We start from the raw sequence: 19,658 nt of genomic DNA, 5'->3' as shown, positions 1-19,658 counted from the left end.
TGGAATCCATTAGCGGTGATCTTCCTACTGGGGACTTTCGCCCTATTAGTCCAGGCCCATGCTGAGTGCACCAAGCGTCTGTAAATTGACCTCCAGCCATTGTCATCTTTTTTGCCAAAACCTTAATAAATAAGGTGACAGTAGCCTCCGGCAGTTGAGGCGGGCGTTAGGTGCGTAATATCGACGACCTCTTTGAGAGATGATAATGAAGAAACTCAAAAACGAAAAAGAGATGGTGAAAAAGGCTATAGCACTCGGTACTGCATATGGCACCAAGCGAGGCGTTGTCGAATTCGAAGCTACCGATTCAGCTCACGAGAAACTCGAATATATTTATCGTCTTTTAGTTCACGATAAATTAATTCAACCGCTTCCAGAAGACAAAATATCACAGAAAGCTATCATGCATAGGTTAGCAATATGGGCCTCAAAGCAGTGAAGAGAGGGGTTTTATCGTAAGACCAGGAAGTATTTGGTAGCCATACTAAAAGGGCTTAAAAAGTCATAGTCATGGATTAGCAGCCATTAGCGCCGATATTCCTACGTTTCACCACAAATAAAAACAAAACCATATCCGGCTTTGTTTATAGCTTAGGTAAACACCGTTAACACAAAAAAACCGATAAATCGTCAGCCTTAGAAGAGGAGTATAAAGTGGCTTAAGATAAGCCACTTCAATCACAAACAGCTAATATCCGTTAAAGGGGCAACGGCATAGGTTTTTCATTCACCTTAAACTCGCTGTCTTTCAGGCTGATATTGGAACTGTAGCCGTCATTGCTTGATACTAACAAACCTTGTTGCTCAAGAGACGCTAATATGGTTGGTACTTGTTGAGCAGCTACTTGCTCCAGCTGCTCTTCACTCATGCCTTGGGTTTGCGGGTTATTTTTCAATTGAGCTTTCATCACTTGTACGGCCATAAATTCAATCAGGGCTTTATCGCCGCTTAGCTTGCCGTCAACTAAGGCATGTGACAGCCAAAAAGCCGGATCTAGTGGTTGCTCCGGTAACACGCTAATGCCAACTAAGCTAGTATGCAGGTTACTGTTAAAGCTGCCTTGCGGGAAAGTACCACGTAAGCTGGTAACATTCACTTGAGGTTCGCCAGCCACTAAAGATAACAGATTAGCGTTCATAAACTCCATAACCTTGGCTCCTGCCTCTTCAGCAGGCAGCGTATTGAGTGAGTTCGCAAAATCCTGATAAGACTTCAAAAATTCTTGGCTGATATTGGCGACCTCAATCTCAAGAGCCAGATCTTCACCATGGAATTCAGCTATGTCGACCTTTTTAGAGCCGTAGGAAACCTGCATATTTCCCAGTTGTTTTTCTTGGTTGAATTCAGTACTGCCCTTCACATATAGGTCAGCAATGTCAATATTTTCGTTTTGTTCTCTATCATTTAAACTGATGGCACCAAGGTTAATTGTTATATCAGAATCATAAAAAGCACTTTCAAAGATTGCCTTAAAGGAGGAAGCCATGGTCATATCCATAGTCAAACTTTCAGCCTTGACGTCCCTTAACTCAGAAGTGACAGTAAGGCTATCGGCACCCCCCTGGTAAGTTAGCTGCCCATCCTGATATTGCCCTTTACCCTGGAAACCGCTGAAAGTTAACTGAGCTTTATGATCTTCAATATCAGTAGTAAATGGCGTAATGCTGTCGTTATAGTAATAACCACCTAGAACATTCATATTGCCATGAAGCTGGTAAAAAGGAGTTTGCTCAGCCCACACCAAATGTTCACGTAATTGATCACCGGCAGCTTCTAGTGTCCAGCCAAGCCATCCGAAACCGGCATGTTCACCGAAGCGAAAGGGGCCGTGGGAAGCACTGAAATCTACTTCTACAGAAAAAGATTCAAGTTCAGGGGTATCTGACACATCCGAGAAAGCATTGAAATCCATGCTTACCAAAAAGGTAGTCTGGGTTGAAAACCAGGATGAATCCATGCTTTTTATTTCAACCGTGTATGCCGAATTTTCATTTGCGGCAGTGACTATTTCATCAATGGATGACTCAAGTTGAATGCCGGCAATTTTCGGTGCAACAACACCAGTAAGCACTGCTGCTGGAAGCAATACACTCAATAATTTCTTCATTAAAACAAATCCAAACTACAAATTGGCTGAGAAGTAAGTCTATTATTATCTCATATTTACAGGCAGCTGTAAGCTAAAATATAAATACTTATTCTTTCTTGGTGTAAACTACAAACGGACGCCCCTATAACAACAATATGTAAAGTGGACTCAATAAAAATCACCACATCTAATCCTTAATATTGGAGGCGGGAAGCCTTGTTCGCCGAAAATGCGAACGCTGTAATTAGTTGTAATTGGTACAAGCTTTTATATTCTATAAGGGATCGCGTAAATGTAACCATTGGTAAGTTGAGATTCAGTTTGCTGGGCCACCGGAAAGTATAAATTCATGTATTTGTGATTGTAATTATTGCCTGCATTCATCTTTAAAGTGCATCACTTACTTTACCCGTTAGATCTCCCGGCATCTGTATCCTTGGCCAGCTCGTAGTTTTTCTATCGACCTCCTCCCCACAAGACCTTGCGGTATTACAGTTGCCATTCATTATTAGTTAGCATTTAATGGAATCCATTAAACGGTGATCTTCCTACAGGGGCTTTCACCCCATTCGTCCACGCCCATGTTGGGTGTACCAAAGCCATCAACCATTGCCAGCAAAGCTGCCTGGACCTCTGCACTATGTGCTCCAGCTGGTTATGACGGCGTTAAGGCTACAATGCATATTCGAGAATCTATCCAGTCTCAATTTTCCGGAAAAGCTTTCGAAAGACCTTTGTTCTATACCCACAAAGGAGGTCTTCGTTTTGAGCTTTCCTTAGGTGGAGATTGGCTCGATCAATTTGATTTAGCATTACGTAAATCTCACGAAATATGTGAAGAAATATTCGATAAGGAGATTGTTGCCTGTTACCGTATCTTTAGTAACGAACCCCTAGCTTCTTCTATCTCCATTTTTCGTGAGCTTAGAAACATTGGATTATTTCCCAAGAAAGTGAAAGAGAAAGAGAAAGAGCACTGGCTTGAGCGTGTAGCGGTAGATGAAGGCTGGATTGAGGGGGAAACTGAAGATTACTGGCATACAATTGCGATAAAACTACCCAAATCAAGTCTGAAGAAGCTACTTTGGTGCAGCATGGCACAAGACTTAGGCGTCAAGCCATGTCCGCTAGTAAACATCTACCTCTTTGATCTAACTAAAGGAGTTGAAGCTTGGCCTTATGATGTTCGAGGCATGGACGTTATTGGCAACAAGGCCATACTGTCTCAGCTATACAAGAAATTCGACTCATACCTTCTCGACTACGATAGAGAGATGATGGACACGAATTTTGGCTAACGCCTTAAATCGGGGGGCACAGTCCCCTGATTTATCTCCGCACCACTCCCCATACGAATCCCAATCCCAGCTCTCTCTATCTTGCATCGCCTTTTCACCTATTTTATTGCGCCATACATGTCTTAAATATCTCCATTTATTGACACAAAATTAAGTTTTCCGATCACTGACGTTAATTATCACAGAATTCCATCTAATAAAAAGCAAAGGTATAAGAATTAAACGTTCCTTAGTGATACTGGCGTAATCTTGGACTAAGCCTTATAAACAGTGAACAAGCAAACAAGGATTTTGGGAGCTAGCAGGCACCTCATTGAAGTAGAGGGCAACTCAAAAGTATTCCATTCGTTTTCTGTACCAGAAATCGTTCCTATCAAAAAAATACCAAGTATTTTCGCGGCGGTACTAAGAATCAATTCGGGCGTGACCCATAAGAAAAACGGGGAGAAAGAAGTTGAACTACCCAGAGCAGCTCAACCCGGAAGTCTGGCCTCTTGTCGTTTATTGCCTAGCTGTACTCGCACTAATTGTCCTGATGCTGAGCCTTTCCTATTTTCTCGGGCAGAAGAGAAGAGATCCCGCAACAGATGAACCTTTTGAATCCGGGATTATCTCCCAGGGCAGTGCTCGCCTGCGAATTTCAGTTGCCTACTATTTGGTTGCCATTTTATTCATTGTATTCGACCTGGAAGCGGTTTATCTGTTTAGCTGGTCAATTGCCTTCTTTGAGACCGGACTTCTCGGCTTTATCGAAGCCACAATCTTTATTGTCATCCTACTGGTAGGGCTGATCTACCTATGGCGCCTGGGTGCATTGGAGTGGGGCGGACAACAAAAAAGTTTGATTGGCCGCAAAAATAATCAATAAAGAAACCAGGAAAACACCATGCGCTGGCAGCTGAGTAAGGCAGATGATGTCATCGCCTCTGACTCCCGTAAGTCAAGTGGCGAGGAATTCGAAGAAGACCTGCAAAAAAATGTTCTACTCGCCAAGTTGGAAGAGTTAGTCGCCTGGGGACGCTCTAATTCACTTTGGCCATTTAACTTCGGGCTTTCCTGCTGCTATGTGGAAATGGCCACTGCATTTACCAGCCGCCATGATATCTCCCGTTTCGGCGCAGAAGTCATTCGTGCAACGCCACGGCAAGCTGATCTTATTGTAATTTCTGGCACCGTATTCCTAAAAATGGCGCCTGTGGTACAGCGGCTCTACGAACAAATGATCGAGCCTCGCTGGGTGATATCCATGGGCTCTTGTGCCAACTCTGGCGGCATGTACGACATTTACAGCGTGGTGCAAGGTGTCGATAAATTTTTGCCTGTTGATGTCTATGTCCCCGGGTGCCCCCCACGCCCAGAAGCATTACTGCAGGGTCTCACTCTGCTACAAAAATCCGTTGCTGCCGAGCGCAGAAATTTCAGTTGGGTAGTGGACGAACAGGGAACCAGAAAAGTAGCCAAACCAAGCCAGCGGGATTTGCATCGAGAAGAACGGATGCGTACGGAAATATTGCGCTCTCCAGATACGGTTTAAAGCTTAAAGCGCTCTAATAAAACAATAACAATGGGACCCTCATGACAGGCGTTATAGCAAAAAGTATTCACAGTGAGACTGCCTATAGCAAGGAGGCTGAGCTATTCCTGCGTGATCTCGACCAGGAATATCATTTGCACAATTACTGGTTACAACCAAATTGTGGAGATATGCCCACTCTATGGGTAGATGCCCAGTCCCTGATTCCCATATTGCAATTTCTAAAGGTAGATATTTCTCGTCCATTCGCCATGCTTTACGACCTCAGCGCAATAGATGAGCGCTTGCGAGTAAACCGCGGAGAAGGACCAGAAAAGCAGCCAGCTAGTGATTTTACGCTGGTCTACCAACTCCTATCTTTCACTCGCAATTTATTTATCCGCATTAAGGTCGCTCTGGCCGAATCCAAGCTTTCAGTGCCATCAATTGATGACATTTGGCAAAACGCCAACTGGTATGAGCGGGAGGTTTGGGACCTCTTTGGGATTAATTTCGAAGGGCATCCACATTTGCGTCGGATTATGATGCCCACTACCTGGAAAGGACATCCCCTGCGTAAGGATCATCATGCACGCGCCACAGAAGTAGACCCTTTCAGTCTTTCTGAAGAAAAAGAGCGTAAGGAGCAAGAGGCACTATTATTTCGTCCTGAAGATTGGGGCATGGCTCGTGCCAATGAAGACTCAGAATTTATGTTTCTAAATTTGGGGCCAAACCACCCCAGTGTGCATGGCGTTTTTCGCATCGCCCTGCAACTCGATGGTGAACAAATAGTGGATGCGGTACCGGATATCGGTTATCACCATCGCGGCGCAGAAAAAATGGCAGAACGCCAAGCCTGGCACACCTATGTGCCCTATACAGATCGTATTGATTACCTGGGTGGCGTTATGAATAACCTGCCCTACGTATTGGCTCTGGAGCAACTCGCCGGAATTCAGGTGCCCGAACGTGCCCAAGTTATTCGTGTAATGATGTGCGAGTTTTTCCGCATTTCCAGCCATCTCGTCTTTTTCGGCACCTTTGCTCAGGACGTCGGACAGATGTCCCCTGTCTTTTACATGTTTATCGACCGAGAGAAACTTTTTGGCATAGTCGAGGCCATCACTGGTGGGCGTATGCATCCGGCCTGGTTTCGGATCGGCGGTGTAGCCCAGGATCTGCCAGAGGGTTGGGAAAAGATGGTCCGGGAATTTCTCGACTATATGCCACAACGCTTGCGCGATTACGACGGGATGGTAATCAAAAATAAACTGCTACAAAAACGTACACGGGGCATCGGCGTCTACAATACCGCTGAAGCACTGGAGTGGGGAGTGACGGGTCCCGGTCTGCGCGCAACCGGGCTTGAATGGGATTTACGTAAAAAACGCCCTTACAGTGGCTATGACCAATTTGAATTCGATATTCCCAGCTATGATGGTGGTGATTGTTTTGATCGGTGTCGTGTGCGAGTGGATGAAATGTGGCAGAGCCTGCGCATTATCCGTCAGTGCCTGGAAAATATGCCAGCTGGGCCCTATAAATCCGATCACCCATTGACGACGCCTCCACGAAAGGGGCGCACTATGCAGGATATAGAAACCCTCATCCAACACTTTGTAAATAACAGTTGGGGACCAGTAATGCCCGCCGGTGAAGTGTGTTTCCCAATCGAAGCCACTAAAGGTCTCAACAGTTATCAAATTGTCAGCGATGGAGGGACGACATCATACCGCACAAGAATACGTACCCCCTCATTCCCACATTTACAAATGATTCCACTTATGTCACGGGGGCTGTTAATTGCGGATCTTATTGCAATCATTGCCAGTATTGATTTTGTTATGGCAGATGTTGACCGATAACAACAATAAATTCAGTTTAGATTATGGGGAGATTTATGAAATACAGGATTCGATGCTCTTATGTCGCAGTAACCACCGGCGGCAGTAGCATCTTCTAGATGCCTCCGTGATTCGACTATAGGAGGCGAAAATGTCCAGCGTACTAGAACCGGAACTGATCGAAGTAATGGAGCAAAGTAACAAGAATCCAGAAGAAATCTCCGAAACCCTCACCGATGAGGAAAAGCGAGAAATTGATGAAGAGGCCTCTCACTATGAGGGAAAATCTTCTGTGGGTTTAGAAGCACTTAGAATCGTACAAAAGTATCGGGGCTGGATTTCAGACGGTAGTCTACGGGCCATTGCAAACTACTTGGAGATGCCTGTAGCCCAACTGGAGAGCGTAGCCACTTATTTTCAACTGATTTTTCGTCAGCCCGTTGGGAAAGAAGTGATCTTGCTTTGTAAAAGTGCCAGCTGCTGGGTTATGGGCTGTGATCAATTACAAAAACACATAAGCCAGAGTCTACAAATTGAACCAGGGCAGACAACAAATGATGGAATATTTACTCTATTGGAGGCTCCCTGCTTAGGCGATTGTGATAAAGCGCCTGTACTTATGCTGGGAGAGGAAATGTATAGAAACCTCGATGAATCAGCTATCGACGCACTAATCGATAAAAAGAAACAAATCCATGCTGACAAATCCTCTCACTAAAAATATCACCAAAGAAAATACCGCAGCAGATATCACCCGGTACCTGGATAATGATGGTTACCAAGGATGGCGCAAAGCGCACTCTATGGTACCGGATGACATTATCAATCTTGTTAAAGATGGCGGGTTACGTGGACGCGGTGGGGCGGGATTTAACACTGGATTGAAGTGGAGCTTTGTTCCCCGAGGCGAAGGATCCCCTGAGCAAAAGTTTGTTGTCTGCAACGCAGATGAAATGGAGCCGGGCACATTCAAAGACCGCCTCCTTATGGAGCGTGATCCACATTTATTATTAGAAGGGATGGCAATTGCTGCCTACGCCATAGGCGCATCCATTGGTTACATATTCATTCGCGGGGAATATCACCTGGCAGCAGAACGCCTGGAGCGAGCAATAGAGGAAGCAAAATCTCAAGGTCTTATCGGAAAAAATATTTTTGATAGTGATTTTTCATTGGAAATTTTTGTGCATCGCAGTGCAGGTAATTATATCTGCGGTGAAGAGACAGCGCTTCTCAATGCTCTCGAAGGGCAACGTGCAATCCCCAGAGCTAAACCACCATTCCCTCAAGTAAGTGGCTTATGGGGTAAACCTACAGTTGTAAATAATGTAGAAACCTTCTGCAATATACCCCATTTGGTAGCATATGGAGTCAACTGGTACCGTGGCTTGGGCGTCGGACAGGATGCTGGCAGTAAAATATTTGGCGTCAGCGGCAAAGTCAAAAATCCCGGCACTTGGGAATTGCCAATGGGTACCCCTATTCGCGAAATTATTGAACAGTATGCCGGTGGCATGCGAGATGGACTTCGGCTAAAAGGCTTCCTACCAGGCGGAGGATCTACTGATTTCCTGGGGCCCGATCACCTCGATCTCCCTATGGATTATGACGTGATCGGCAAGGCTGGTAGCCGTATGGGGACCGGTACAATTATTGTGTTAGATGATAAAACCTGTCCTATTGGGCTGGTACTAAATCTTACACAGTTTTTTGCGCGTGAATCCTGTGGATGGTGTACTCCTTGCCGAGATGGCTTGCCCTGGATTGTGAAAGTTCTACAAAGAATCGAGAGTGGGGAAGGTCTGCCCGAAGACCTAGAATTGCTACATGAGCAATGTAAGCGTATTGCCCCAGGTAAAACTTTCTGTGCATTGGCTCCTGGGGCAGCAGAACCCATTCAGAGTTCCCTCAAACTATTTGAACAGGACTATATAGATCATATCAAGAAAGGCTGTTGCCCCTATAAATAACTAGCGAAAGAGATTGGCCGGACTCCCAATAATATCAAATAAATAATGGATTAACGATGCCAACCATAACGATCGATGGCGAGAAGTATCAGGTTGATGGCGATCAAAATCTTCTCAGCAGCTGTCTGACTGTAGGTCTAAATGTCCCCTATTTTTGCTGGCACCCTGAAATGGGCTCGGTAGGTGCTTGCCGGCAATGTGCCATGATCGAATATAAAGACAGTGAAGACCAATCGGGTCGATTAATTATGAGCTGTATGACACCAGTTCGAGATGGTGGTATCTACAGTGTCAATGCCGAGGCAGCAAAAGAATTTCGCGGTAGTATCATTGAAGACCTGATGACCAATCATCCCCACGACTGTCCAGTTTGTGAGGAAGGTGGTGAGTGTCACTTGCAGGATATGACTGAAATGTCAGGTCACACCATGCGCCGCTATAGGGGCACCAAGCGCACACATCGCAATCAATATCTTGGTCCATTTATCAATCATGAAATGAATCGGTGTATTACTTGCTATCGCTGTGTACGGTTTTACAACGATTATGCTGGAGGGAGTGATTTACAGGCACTCGGTCGTAATCATCAGGTTTATTTTGGTCGTCAAGAAGAAGGTCGCCTACAAAATGGCTTCAGCGGAAATTTGGTTGAAGTCTGCCCTACTGGTGTTTTCACTGATAAAACATTCAGTGCACATTTTGTTAGAAAATGGGATCTACAAACAGCGCCTTCGGTTTGTGAACACTGTGCAGTAGGGTGTAACACTGCACCTGGTGCAAGAGAATCCAGCAATGGTAACGACCCTGTACTAAGGCGTATTACCAATCTCTTCCATCACGATATAAACGGTTACTTTCTCTGCGATCGAGGTCGTTTCGGGTACGAATATGTCAATGGCTCAACACGCATTGATCAGGTATTAAGTGTACATAATGAGGAGCTTATTAGCTCCACTGCAGATTCAAAAGATAAACTTCACTGTAAAGTAAACCCCCGCGATGGTGTTCTACACCTATCGGTACAAGTCACCGCAGCTCAACGCCAACTTCGCCGGATCATTGGCGTTGGCTCTCCCCGAGCATCAATAGAAAATAATTTTGCTCTACAGCAACTAGTTGGAGCCGACAATTTCTTTTCTGGGCTAAACCGTCTCGATCAGCAATTATTGCAACAGATCAACGCTATACAGACTGACGAACGAATAAAAAGTCCCACTACTCCAGAAATAGAATCCGCAGATGCGGTTCTGATAGTCGGTGAAGATATCTATAACACGGCGCCCCGTATTGCCTTGGCTGTGCGTCAAGCAGCACGTAATCGTCAAAAAAATCGGGCACAAAATTTAAAAATTCCTTTGTGGCAAGATGCCTCAGTAAGACAACTAGAGGGTGATCCCAGCCCGATTATTTTTATAGGAACAGAGCTTACCGACCTCACAGATATAGCCAAAACTACCCTGTTTGAGTCACCAGAAAAAGTTGTACAGTTTACTAATGAACTCACTGAGGAAATCAGAAATTCTAACAACCAGGGAACTGAAAATACCTCAGAACTACAGAAACAGATTAGACACGTGGCTCAAATACTGGAAAACGCGATTAATCCACTGATTATATCCGGAGTATCCAGCAGGCATCCCGACACTTTAAGCGCCGTAGCCAAGCTGGCTTGCGTAATAAGCGATCGCAAAAAGTCACCCACTAATCTGTATTTAAACTGTGGCGAAGTTAACAGCTTGGGATTAATTCAGCTTGTTAATGAAAGTGATAACAATCTGGATCAGCTCTTAGAGTCACTGACAACAACAAAGAATACTATTCCAACCAGTCTTGTTGTGCTGGAAAATGATCTATATCGGCGACTGGATACACCATCTGCAGAGAAGATTTTTTCTCTAGTGGATGAAGTTATTCTAATGGATTCTCTACTTACGCCTACCGCCAAGAGAGCCAACTGGATCTTCCCAGCATCTACAACGGCCGAATCACAAGGTACTTATATAAATAATAATGGTTTAGCCCAGCGGTTTTATGCAGTCTATGAAGGCAAAGGGTACATTCAGGAGAGCTGGCGCTGGCTTGTGGATGCTGTAGATTTTTGTACTGAGAAGTCCGCTAACCTCTCAGTGATCAACAGCTGGAAGCACAGTACAGATCTCAGTAATGCCATAGCGAAGGAGTTCACGACGCTGGGGGTTCTCGCTGATCTCGGCCCCAATGAAGACTATCGCATAGATGGTCTTAAGGTCGCTCGACAAAGTGCCCGTTATAGTGGGCGTACCGCTATCCACGCCCAACAACATGTTTCAGAAACACCTCCCATTAAAGATCCTGATGCTCCCATGAGCTTCAGTATGGAAGGCATACACAATCCCAATAAAACTCCACTCCAGGCAAATATTTGGTCACCAGGATGGAACTCCAATCAATCTATCTTTAAGTTTCAACAACAAGTTGGTGGTGAGCGTAAAGGGGGGCCGTCAGGCAAAAGAATTGAACGAGCTCCACGACCTATCTCTGAATACCTCCCCTCTAGTGGTGAATTAGAGCATCCATCAGAAACCTCCAATAAAGTACAGATGCTTCCCATTTATCGCCTCTTTGGTAGTGAGGAACTCAGTAACCAATCAATGTCTCTCTCTGAGATTATTGACGGTCCATTTATATTGATACATCCAGATACCCTAGCTCACTACACTCTGACTATGGGAGAACTGGTAGATATAGAAACTAGCAATGACACCCATAGAGCAGAAATAAGACCCTGCAACACCATACCCCATGGGTGTATTGGTGTGCCTTTTGGATTACCGGGAATGGAGACCCTGGCTCCTCAGATTCCTGGCTATGCCTCTCTACGTCCGGCAGTGGCACCTATGATTAGCGAGGATCAATAAGCCATGAGTACACCAATCTGGATTACTCTGCTCAATATTTTCGGTGTACTTATCGTTACCGTGTTACTCGCAGCTATCCTCACTTGGGGAGAGAGACGACTTCTTGGATTTTGGCAGGATCGGCCAGGTCCAAATCGGGTGGGTCCCTTCGGCACATTACAAGTTCTTGCCGATATGATTAAGCTGTTCTTTAAAGAAGACTTCATTCCTCGGTTTGCCGATATTCCTGTCTTTGTTCTAGCGCCTACAGTCGTTATGGCAACCATGCTGATTGCTTTTGCCGTAGTGCCCATGTCACCAAGTATTGGGGTTGCCGATCTTAATATTGGTCTACTGTTTGTGCTTGCAATGAGCTCCATTGCCGTTTACAGCATAATCCTTGGTGGCTATGCCTCTAATAATAAGTATGCGCTACTAGGTGGTCTCCGAGCCGCTGCACAGACAGTCTCCTATGAAGTCTTTATGGGATTGAGCCTGATGGGTGTAGTGATGATGTCCGGTAGTTTCAATTTGAGGGATATTGTCAATGCCCAGGCGGACACTTGGTTTATTGTGCCCCAGTTTCTGGGTTTTATTGTTTTCTTTATTGCCGGTATCGCCGAGAGTCGCAGGACACCCTTTGACCTCCCCGAGGCAGAACATGAATTAACAGCAGGGTTTCATACTGAGTATTCAGGTATGAAGTTTGGAATGTTTTTTGTTGGTGAATACCTTGCTGTAATTCTGATATCCGCACTAATCACCACTTTATTTCTAGGAGGGTGGCATGGCCCTCTACTCCCTCCTATTATCTGGTTCTGCCTCAAAACAGCTTTTCTGGTTGCCATTTTCATTCTATTGCGTGCAGCCCTTCCTCGTCCTCGATACGACCAGTTGATGAAATTTGGCTGGAAGGTCATGTTGCCCTTGTCTCTGTTTAATCTGCTCGCAACCGCTGGAGTACTGTTATGGATCGCCTAGGCATTCAATCACATCCCCACAGTATTGCCGGAGGACGGAAATGATCGCCAGTCAAATTCGCAGTATGTGGTTAATATTTAAACATCTATTCCGGCGTAATGTCACCGTTCAGTATCCAGAGGAGAAACCTTACCTGGCACCACGCTACCGTGGGAGAATTATTTTAAGCCGGGATCCCAATGGCGACGAGCGCTGCGTAGCCTGTAATCTCTGTGCAGTTGCCTGCCCGCCAGATTGTATTTCTTTACAGAAAACCGAAGATCCTGATGGTCGTTGGCGTCCAGAATATTTCCGTATTAATTTTTCCCGCTGCATCATGTGTGGACTCTGTGAAGATGCATGCCCAACTTATGCGATCCAATTAACACCTGATTTTGAAATGTGTGAATACGATCGTCAAAACATGGTGTATGAAAAGGAAGATCTATTGATTGATGGACCAGGAAAATATCACGACTATAGTTTTTATCAGGTCGCAGGCAAAGCCATAAAAGGAAAAGATAAGGGCCAGGCAGATAATGAAGCAGAGCCAATTAATGTTAAGGGCCTGAATCTATAGCTTTAAAAATACACATCATTATTAGCCCCAACAATCATCAACAGGCCAACAGTCGCCGGCAAAGAAAACAATAATTAAAAACAACAAAAATAATTCACTAAACAAGAAAAAGTCGCTGAGAAAAAATCACTCAACCGACTAACACAATACCAGGGAGCCGAAAGGCATGAATCTTATCTTCTATTTGACAGCTGCCATAGCCGTAGCGTCCACAACCATGGTTATTTTTCATAAAAATGCTGTACATGCCCTTCTTTATCTAGTGACATCGCTACTCGCAGTGGCTGTAATCTTTTATCAATTTGGAGCCCCTCTCGCTGCTGCTCTAGAAGTGATTATTTATGCCGGGGCAATTATGGTATTGATTATTTTTGTCATTATGATGCTCAACCAGGGAGATTCCACTGTAGCTCAGGAACAAGCGTGGCTCCAGCCCAGAACCTGGATCGGCCCGGCTTTATTGTCTGCCTTATTATTAGCTCAACTTATTATATTGGTGAGTAATGGACAAATCTCTTCAAGTCAAACCTATCACTACATAGGCCCCAAACAAGTAGGTATCGCGCTATTTAGCCACTATGTTCTCGCTGTAGAGTTGGCTTCAATGTTATTGCTGGCTGGATTAGTTGGTGCATTTCACTTAGCTCGTCGTAGAAATATTGATTCAGAGGGATCTAATAATGCCAATTGAAACCGCACCAGGTCTTGAGGCAGGTGTTTTACTTGCAGCCATCCTCTTTTGCTTGGGACTGGCAGGATTAATGATGCGAAGAAATGTCATTTTCATGCTGATGTGTGTGGAGATTTGCACAAATGCTGCAGCACTGATGTTCGTAGTCGCTGGTGCACATTGGGGAAATGCTGATGGCCAGGTAATGTTCTTATTTGTCGTCACTCTTGCGGCAGCTGAAGTAGCAATTGCGCTTGCCTTAGTTCTGCAATTTTATCATCGCAAGCATACTGTTGATATTGATCAATTAAATGAATTGAGAGGCTAACATGCAGGGCCTATTGGCTTGGGTGCCACTTTTACCACTGATTGGCTTCCTCACATTGGTAGCTATCCCACTATTTCATCGGGATGAGCCTTCGCAAAAAATGATTGCCTATATCGGCGTAGGCAGTGTTGGCTTGGCTGCTCTATTTACGATAATTGTGGCCATTGTTTTATTTTGGGGGAATCCCTCTGAATCAGTCAATATTTCTCTATGGTCGTGGATGTTGGTGGACAACCTGAAACTAGGTTTCAATTTCCACGTGGACTGGCTAACCATGGTGATGTTACTGATTATCACTGGTGTTGGATTTCTTATCCACCTCTATTCAGTGGGCTATATGCGGGAGGACCTGGATTTCCGCCGTTACTTCGCTTACCTAAACCTGTTTGTCTGTGCCATGTTGATTCTGGTTTTGGCTGATAATCTGGTCTTACTTTATCTTGGCTGGGAGGGTGTTGGACTCTGCAGCTATCTTCTGATTGGTTTTTGGTATAAGGATCCAGCCAATGGAGCAGCTGCCCAAAAAGCTTTTATCGTCACCCGTATTGGTGATACGGCAATGGCTATCGGCTTGTTTCTGCTTTTCTATGAATTCTCAACACTAAACATTCCTGAGCTTGTCTCGACCATAAACGGTCCAGATGTAAACAATGACATAGTCACTTTAGCGTGCCTTCTCTTACTGGGTGGTGCCGTGGGTAAGTCGGCACAATTACCACTGCAAACCTGGCTACCTGATGCCATGGCTGGTCCAACACCAGTGAGTGCCCTGATACATGCTGCCACTATGGTTACCGCAGGTGTATATTTAATTGCCCGTATGCATCCTCTTTATATGTTATCGGAAGTGACAATGACCGCTGTGGCAGCCGTTGGCGCTCTCACACTACTTCTGGCTGGCTTCAGTGCAATAGCTCAAAGTGACATAAAAAGAGTACTCGCCTACTCCACAATTAGTCAGATCGGTTACATGTTTCTTGCTTTAGGCGTTGGTGCTTGGTCTGGTGCTATTTTTCACTTAATGACTCATGCATTTTTTAAGGCCCTGCTATTCCTATCTGCAGGATCAGTAATTTTAAGCCTGCATCATGAACAAAATGTTTTTTCAATGGGTGGACTCTATCGAAAAATACCACTCACTTTTATTTGTTTTACCATTGGATGTGCATGCCTTGCTGCACTTCCCTTCACCTCAGGATTCTATAGTAAAGACCATATATTATTGAGCGCCTGGGAATATCACCAAGGCATTAACATCTTGTGGCTCGCCGGCATACTCGGAGCACTCGTAACTGGAATTTACAGTTTCCGTGTATTATTTCTCGTGTTTTTGGGAAGAGAGGGTCAAGCTTCCACTCATTGTAAAGATGCCAATATCCCTGTAATGAGCATACCTCTCTGTATTCTCGCAGTGTTGGCATTATTTGGTGGCTTATTGGCCCCGCCGCTGCAATCCGTATTTGGTGTTCGCCCAGACGAAGCCCACTCCCCCTGGATCGAAGGCACTGCTATTGCAATGCCATTAATAGGCCTTGCCATTGCCTGGAAGTTATTCCGTCATGAGCAAAGAACAGGAGAACAACGTTCAAGTCTATTGCAGTTCTGGTTCTCCGGCTGGGGATTCGATTGGATATACGATCATCTACTGATGCGACCTTTCAAGTTTCTTACTCAAATAAACCACAATGATATTATTGATAGTATTTACAAAGGCACCGCAACAATTAGCCGACAAATGCATGCTCTTCTAAGTACCTCGCAAAATGGACAAGTGCGTTGGTACCTAACTACCTTCGCCGTTGGTTCCATTCTATTCCTCGCACTTCTGGTGGCGTTATGACCCTTTTAACGATCATTATTATATTGTTCGCCGGCGGCGTGCTAGCCTGGCTAGCTGAGCGCTATTTTAAAACTGGTGGGCGCTGGATCAGTATGATCAGCTTATTACTTGCCGCCTTATTACTCACAAACTACTCAACATTTATTCATTCAACAGAAGTTGGCACATCGGAGCCTTGGTGGGAGAGTTTACAAATACCCTGGATTCCCAGATTTGGAATTGACTTCCATTTAGCCATTGATGGCTTAAGTTTTCTCATGCTGGTACTGACACTGGCAATGGGAATTTTTGGGATAGTAATGACCTGGAATGATATTAATTTTCGCAGAGGTTTCTTCTATTTCAATTACCTATGGACTTTAGCCGGTGTTGTTGGTGTCTTTACCGCTATTGATCTTTTCCTTTTCTTCTTTTTCTGGGAAGTCATGCTGATACCCATGCTGTTCTTAATCGCAGTATGGGGTTATGAGCAACGTATTTACGCCGCAATCAAGTTCTTTATTTTTACTCAAGCAAGCAGTCTTCTAATGCTTATTGCGATAGTTGCTCTTGTTTATATCCACTACACCAACACCGGGCAGCTCACTTTTAATTACAATGCCCTACTAGATGCCCGTCTATCACCCGGAATTGCCTACTGGATAATGTTAGGTTTTTTTGTTGCTTTCATAGTCAAATTACCAGCTTTACCTTTCCATACTTGGTTACCAGACGCACATACTCAGGCACCTACAGCAGGGAGTATCCTACTGGCCGCCATTCTCCTTAAAACGGGTGCTTATGGCTTATTGCGCTTCAACCTACCGCTATTTCCTGAAAGCTCAGTAGCATTTGCACCGGTAGCAATGACTATTGGAGCACTCAGTATTATTTACGGAGCAATGCTCGCCTTTGCTCAAAGAGACATGAAGAGGTTGGTAGCCTATTCCAGTGTTAGCCATATGGGGTTTGTGTTACTTGGCTTGTATGCCCTTGATACTATTGCTATTCAAGGAGCTGTTATGCAAATGATCGCTCACGGCTTGAGTACTGCAGCTTTATTTGCCCTGGTGGGTGCTATTCAGCACCGCTTTCACACCAGAGATATGCACCAGTTGGGCGGTCTTTGGGCCAGATTGCCAAAGTTATCCGCCGTTGCGCTTTTCTTCGCAGTAGCATCTCTGGGCCTACCTGGTTTAGGCAATTTTGTTGCTGAGTTCACCGTACTTGTAGGTAGTTTCCGAAGTAATCACTGGCTTACAGCCCTGGCTGCAATTGGGCTTATTGGTGCAGCGCTCTATGCCTTACTTATGATGCAAAAGGTATTCTTTGGAAAACTGAACAAGCGACTGGAAAAGCCGATTCAGGAACACGAGGCTACAGATCTGAGTATACGGGAATCTAGCGCCCTTCTCACTCTCGCCGTCCTATTAGTCTTTATCGGTTTACGCCCACAACCAGTTTTTGATATTGCCGATCCAACTGTTCAACGGTCCGCAACAAGAATTGATGCTGTTTTAAATGATCAAAAAATATCAAATGAACAATTATCATCTCAGACTCTCTCACCCAAGCTTAAACCGACCTCAGTTGAGGATAACACCCCATGAGTGCACAGGAACTTTTTGGAATACTGCCACTACTGATACTTAGTGCAGGCATAGTTATTCTATTGTTACAGGTATCTTTTTGGCGTGGGCACCTGGGTGCATTGGTAACCACCCTAATCACTCTACTACTTGCCATGGCTTCTTGCTTTTGGGTTGCCGATGAACTGACTGGTGCGACAAGCTCGCTTCAGGTAACTGAGCTCATCCTGATCGACTACACTGCATTATTTTTCACACTTATATTACTGGTAACCGCCTTTGCCGTCAGTATTATGGGGTTCAACTACCTACGTCTACGCTGTGACCCAAAAGGAGTAGCTGGTAGTTATCCAGAGGAATATTATATTTTATTGCTTCTGGCAATGCTTGGTGCCTGCACTCTGATTTTCTCCAGCCATTTTGCAACATTTTTCCTGGGACTTGAGTTAATTAGCCTCTCTCTTTACCCCATGCTAGGTTTTTCCTTAACTGGCGATCTATCCCCAAAAAGAGAGCAGCTTCAGTCCCTTGAATCAGCCATTAAATATTTAATTCTATCAGCACTATCCACTGCATTAGGCCTGTTCGGTATTGCGCTTATTTATAGCGCTTCTGGCGCGCTAGACTTTACCGGCATAGCTTCTCGAATTACTGAGTTATCCCAGACCTCCACGCTATTTGCGACTGGAGTTACTTTATTTCTTATCTCTGTGGCTTTTAAATTATCACTTGTGCCCTTTCATATTTGGACACCTGATGTTTACCAAGGGGCCCCCACGCCAACAACAGCCTTGATTGCAACCGTAGCCAAAGGAGCGGTTATTGGCTTCCTATTACGTTTCTTTAATACTCTGGACCTATACAGCAGCAAAACTTTAATCGATATGCTTTCTATTGCAGCCATAGCCAGTATGATTGTAGGAAATCTTCTCGCATTAATGCAGTCGAATATCAAACGCCTTTTAGCCTACTCTTCAATTGCACATATCGGTTATTTGATTGTGGCTTTTATCATAGGAAAAAGCACCTTTGGCACAGAGGCCGTTATTTATTACTTGATAGCTTACATAATTACTACCCTAGGTGCTTTTGCGATAGTGGGCTTGGTCGCCGATTCGGTTGAAGAAAAAGTGCTCAGTGGAGAGTACCCTGAAAATCCCACTTCAGATAGCCAGAATCCCTATCAGCGTGCATTTTATCAGGGGTTGCTCTGGCGCTCCCCCTGGTTGGCCAGCTGTTTCGCTGCCATGCTCCTCTCCCTTGCCGGCATACCGCTAACTATTGGCTTCATTGGCAAGTTCTACGTGTTTACAGCAGGGGTTGAGGGTGAAATGTGGGGGCTTCTAGCGGGTGTGGTTATCGGTAGTGCTCTGGGACTTTTCTATTATCTAAGACTACTTCTTACCCTAGTACAACGTGATAGCTCCCTGGATACAACCTCTAACGGCACAGTACAAATTGCTGCATCTGGCCAGTTGTTACTACTGGCACTGACGGGGGCTCTGTTAGTATTCGGTATTTTTCCTCAGATCTTGATCAACTGGATAAATGCACTATAAAGATTAATTAGGGTATGGCCGCAAGAAGATACGACCTGTTTTCCGCCCAATAACAATTTCCTGGGTATCAAAGGGCAGACCTATGAAGACTTTCAAGCAGGCATTTGAAATCATTCAGGATGCAGAAAAGTTTCACCTGGATATGGCAGACCTTTACGAGAATTTACTTGAAAAATCTGAGGATTATCGAACTCAACTGTTATTAAGGCATATGTTAGAGCATGAACAACGTATGGCGAGAAACCTCTCAAACTATGGAGAAATCGCCCAGCAAAAGGTCATGCAGACCTGGTTACAGTACACCCATGAAGAATCCGCCCATGATTTTATTCGCCAACTGCCACTTAGTGACCCGCCCACTATCAAAGAGGTCAATAATATTGGAAGGGAAGTAGACCGATATTTTTCCAGTCTTTATGAAGCGGTGTACGGCGCTATTGAGTCCATGGAAGTAAAAGAAGTCTTTGAGGACTTGAAGCAGATACAAGACAAAGAACGTATCACCTTATCTATGGCAACTAACTCTCTCTGGGACATGTAAAAAAGCCCGCATAAAGCG

17 protein-coding genes are annotated in these 19,658 nt (G+C 44.8%); 16 read left to right on the top strand and 1 reads right to left on the bottom strand.

The window, feature by feature from the left end; genetic code table 11:
• Nucleotides 1-205 precede the first annotated feature (205 nt).
• Nucleotides 206-439 carry a DUF5062 family protein gene (locus tag ACJJH9_RS03780; RefSeq protein ID WP_252084850.1) on the top strand — a complete coding sequence of 78 codons (234 nt, stop codon included), beginning with the start codon at nucleotides 206-208 and terminating at the stop codon, nucleotides 437-439.
• Nucleotides 440-698: 259 nt separating this feature from the next.
• Here the strand turns inward: ACJJH9_RS03780 and ACJJH9_RS03775 are convergent, their stop codons facing one another.
• Entirely contained in the window at nucleotides 699-2,108 is a 1,410-nt protein-coding gene (locus ACJJH9_RS03775; protein WP_444924362.1) for a YdgA family protein, read from the bottom strand.
• A 521-nt stretch (nucleotides 2,109-2,629) separates the two neighbouring features.
• On the opposite strand from ACJJH9_RS03775, the gene ACJJH9_RS03770 reads away from it, so the two are divergent.
• The 15 genes from ACJJH9_RS03770 (at nucleotide 2,630) to ACJJH9_RS03700 (ending at nucleotide 19,640) form a co-directional block, all read left to right on the top strand.
• Entirely contained in the window at nucleotides 2,630-3,388 is a 759-nt protein-coding gene (locus ACJJH9_RS03770; protein WP_444924361.1) for a DUF3885 domain-containing protein, read from the top strand.
• Nucleotides 3,389-3,842: 454 nt separating this feature from the next.
• Nucleotides 3,843-4,256 carry an NADH-quinone oxidoreductase subunit A gene (gene ndhC, locus ACJJH9_RS03765; RefSeq protein WP_252084847.1) on the top strand — a complete coding sequence of 138 codons (414 nt, stop codon included), beginning with the start codon at nucleotides 3,843-3,845 and terminating at the stop codon, nucleotides 4,254-4,256.
• 18 nt (nucleotides 4,257-4,274) lie between these two features.
• Nucleotides 4,275-4,922: a NuoB/complex I 20 kDa subunit family protein gene (locus tag ACJJH9_RS03760; protein WP_444924360.1), complete on the top strand. Its 648-nt coding sequence runs from the start codon at nucleotides 4,275-4,277 to the stop codon at nucleotides 4,920-4,922.
• Nucleotides 4,923-4,963: 41 nt separating this feature from the next.
• The gene (gene nuoC, locus ACJJH9_RS03755) at nucleotides 4,964-6,769 is read left to right on the top strand and encodes an NADH-quinone oxidoreductase subunit C/D (RefSeq protein WP_252084845.1); all 1,806 of its coding nucleotides are present in this window, start codon (nucleotides 4,964-4,966) and stop codon (nucleotides 6,767-6,769) included.
• A 130-nt stretch (nucleotides 6,770-6,899) separates the two neighbouring features.
• Nucleotides 6,900-7,466 (top strand): NADH-quinone oxidoreductase subunit NuoE, encoded by a 567-nt coding sequence (gene nuoE, locus ACJJH9_RS03750; protein WP_444924359.1) that lies wholly within the window; start codon nucleotides 6,900-6,902, stop codon nucleotides 7,464-7,466.
• Nucleotides 7,444-8,718: an NADH-quinone oxidoreductase subunit NuoF gene (nuoF, locus tag ACJJH9_RS03745; protein ID WP_444924358.1), complete on the top strand. Its 1,275-nt coding sequence runs from the start codon at nucleotides 7,444-7,446 to the stop codon at nucleotides 8,716-8,718. Before nuoE ends, nuoF begins: the two co-directional genes overlap by 23 nt.
• 56 nt (nucleotides 8,719-8,774) lie before the next feature.
• Nucleotides 8,775-11,615: an NADH-quinone oxidoreductase subunit NuoG gene (gene nuoG, locus ACJJH9_RS03740; protein ID WP_444924357.1), complete on the top strand. Its 2,841-nt coding sequence runs from the start codon at nucleotides 8,775-8,777 to the stop codon at nucleotides 11,613-11,615.
• A gap of 3 nt (nucleotides 11,616-11,618) precedes the next feature.
• Entirely contained in the window at nucleotides 11,619-12,575 is a 957-nt protein-coding gene (gene nuoH / locus ACJJH9_RS03735) for an NADH-quinone oxidoreductase subunit NuoH (RefSeq protein ID WP_252084841.1), read from the top strand.
• A gap of 40 nt (nucleotides 12,576-12,615) precedes the next feature.
• Entirely contained in the window at nucleotides 12,616-13,134 is a 519-nt protein-coding gene (gene nuoI, locus ACJJH9_RS03730; RefSeq protein WP_444885850.1) for an NADH-quinone oxidoreductase subunit NuoI, read from the top strand.
• Between the two features lie 166 nt (nucleotides 13,135-13,300).
• Nucleotides 13,301-13,825, top strand: coding sequence for an NADH-quinone oxidoreductase subunit J (nuoJ, locus tag ACJJH9_RS03725; RefSeq protein ID WP_252084839.1), 525 nt, complete (start codon nucleotides 13,301-13,303; stop codon nucleotides 13,823-13,825).
• Nucleotides 13,815-14,132 (top strand): NADH-quinone oxidoreductase subunit NuoK, encoded by a 318-nt coding sequence (nuoK, locus tag ACJJH9_RS03720; protein WP_435583630.1) that lies wholly within the window; start codon nucleotides 13,815-13,817, stop codon nucleotides 14,130-14,132. The genes nuoJ and nuoK overlap by 11 nt, the downstream gene beginning before the upstream one ends.
• Before the next feature lies 1 nt (nucleotide 14,133).
• Nucleotides 14,134-15,972: an NADH-quinone oxidoreductase subunit L gene (gene nuoL, locus ACJJH9_RS03715; RefSeq protein ID WP_444924356.1), complete on the top strand. Its 1,839-nt coding sequence runs from the start codon at nucleotides 14,134-14,136 to the stop codon at nucleotides 15,970-15,972.
• Complete coding sequence (gene nuoM / locus ACJJH9_RS03710; protein ID WP_444924355.1) at nucleotides 15,969-17,561, top strand: NADH-quinone oxidoreductase subunit M; 1,593 nt, start codon at nucleotides 15,969-15,971, stop codon at nucleotides 17,559-17,561. The genes nuoL and nuoM overlap by 4 nt, the downstream gene beginning before the upstream one ends.
• Nucleotides 17,558-19,099 (top strand): NADH-quinone oxidoreductase subunit N, encoded by a 1,542-nt coding sequence (locus tag ACJJH9_RS03705; protein ID WP_252084836.1) that lies wholly within the window; start codon nucleotides 17,558-17,560, stop codon nucleotides 19,097-19,099. Before nuoM ends, ACJJH9_RS03705 begins: the two co-directional genes overlap by 4 nt.
• Nucleotides 19,100-19,181: 82 nt before the next feature.
• Complete coding sequence (locus tag ACJJH9_RS03700; RefSeq protein ID WP_252084835.1) at nucleotides 19,182-19,640, top strand: hypothetical protein; 459 nt, start codon at nucleotides 19,182-19,184, stop codon at nucleotides 19,638-19,640.
• Nucleotides 19,641-19,658 lie beyond the last annotated feature (18 nt).

It is taken from the genome of Microbulbifer mixtoriginis (SeqCode), from assembly GCF_052466715.1.
This window is presented reverse-complemented; position numbering and strand designations above follow the sequence as displayed.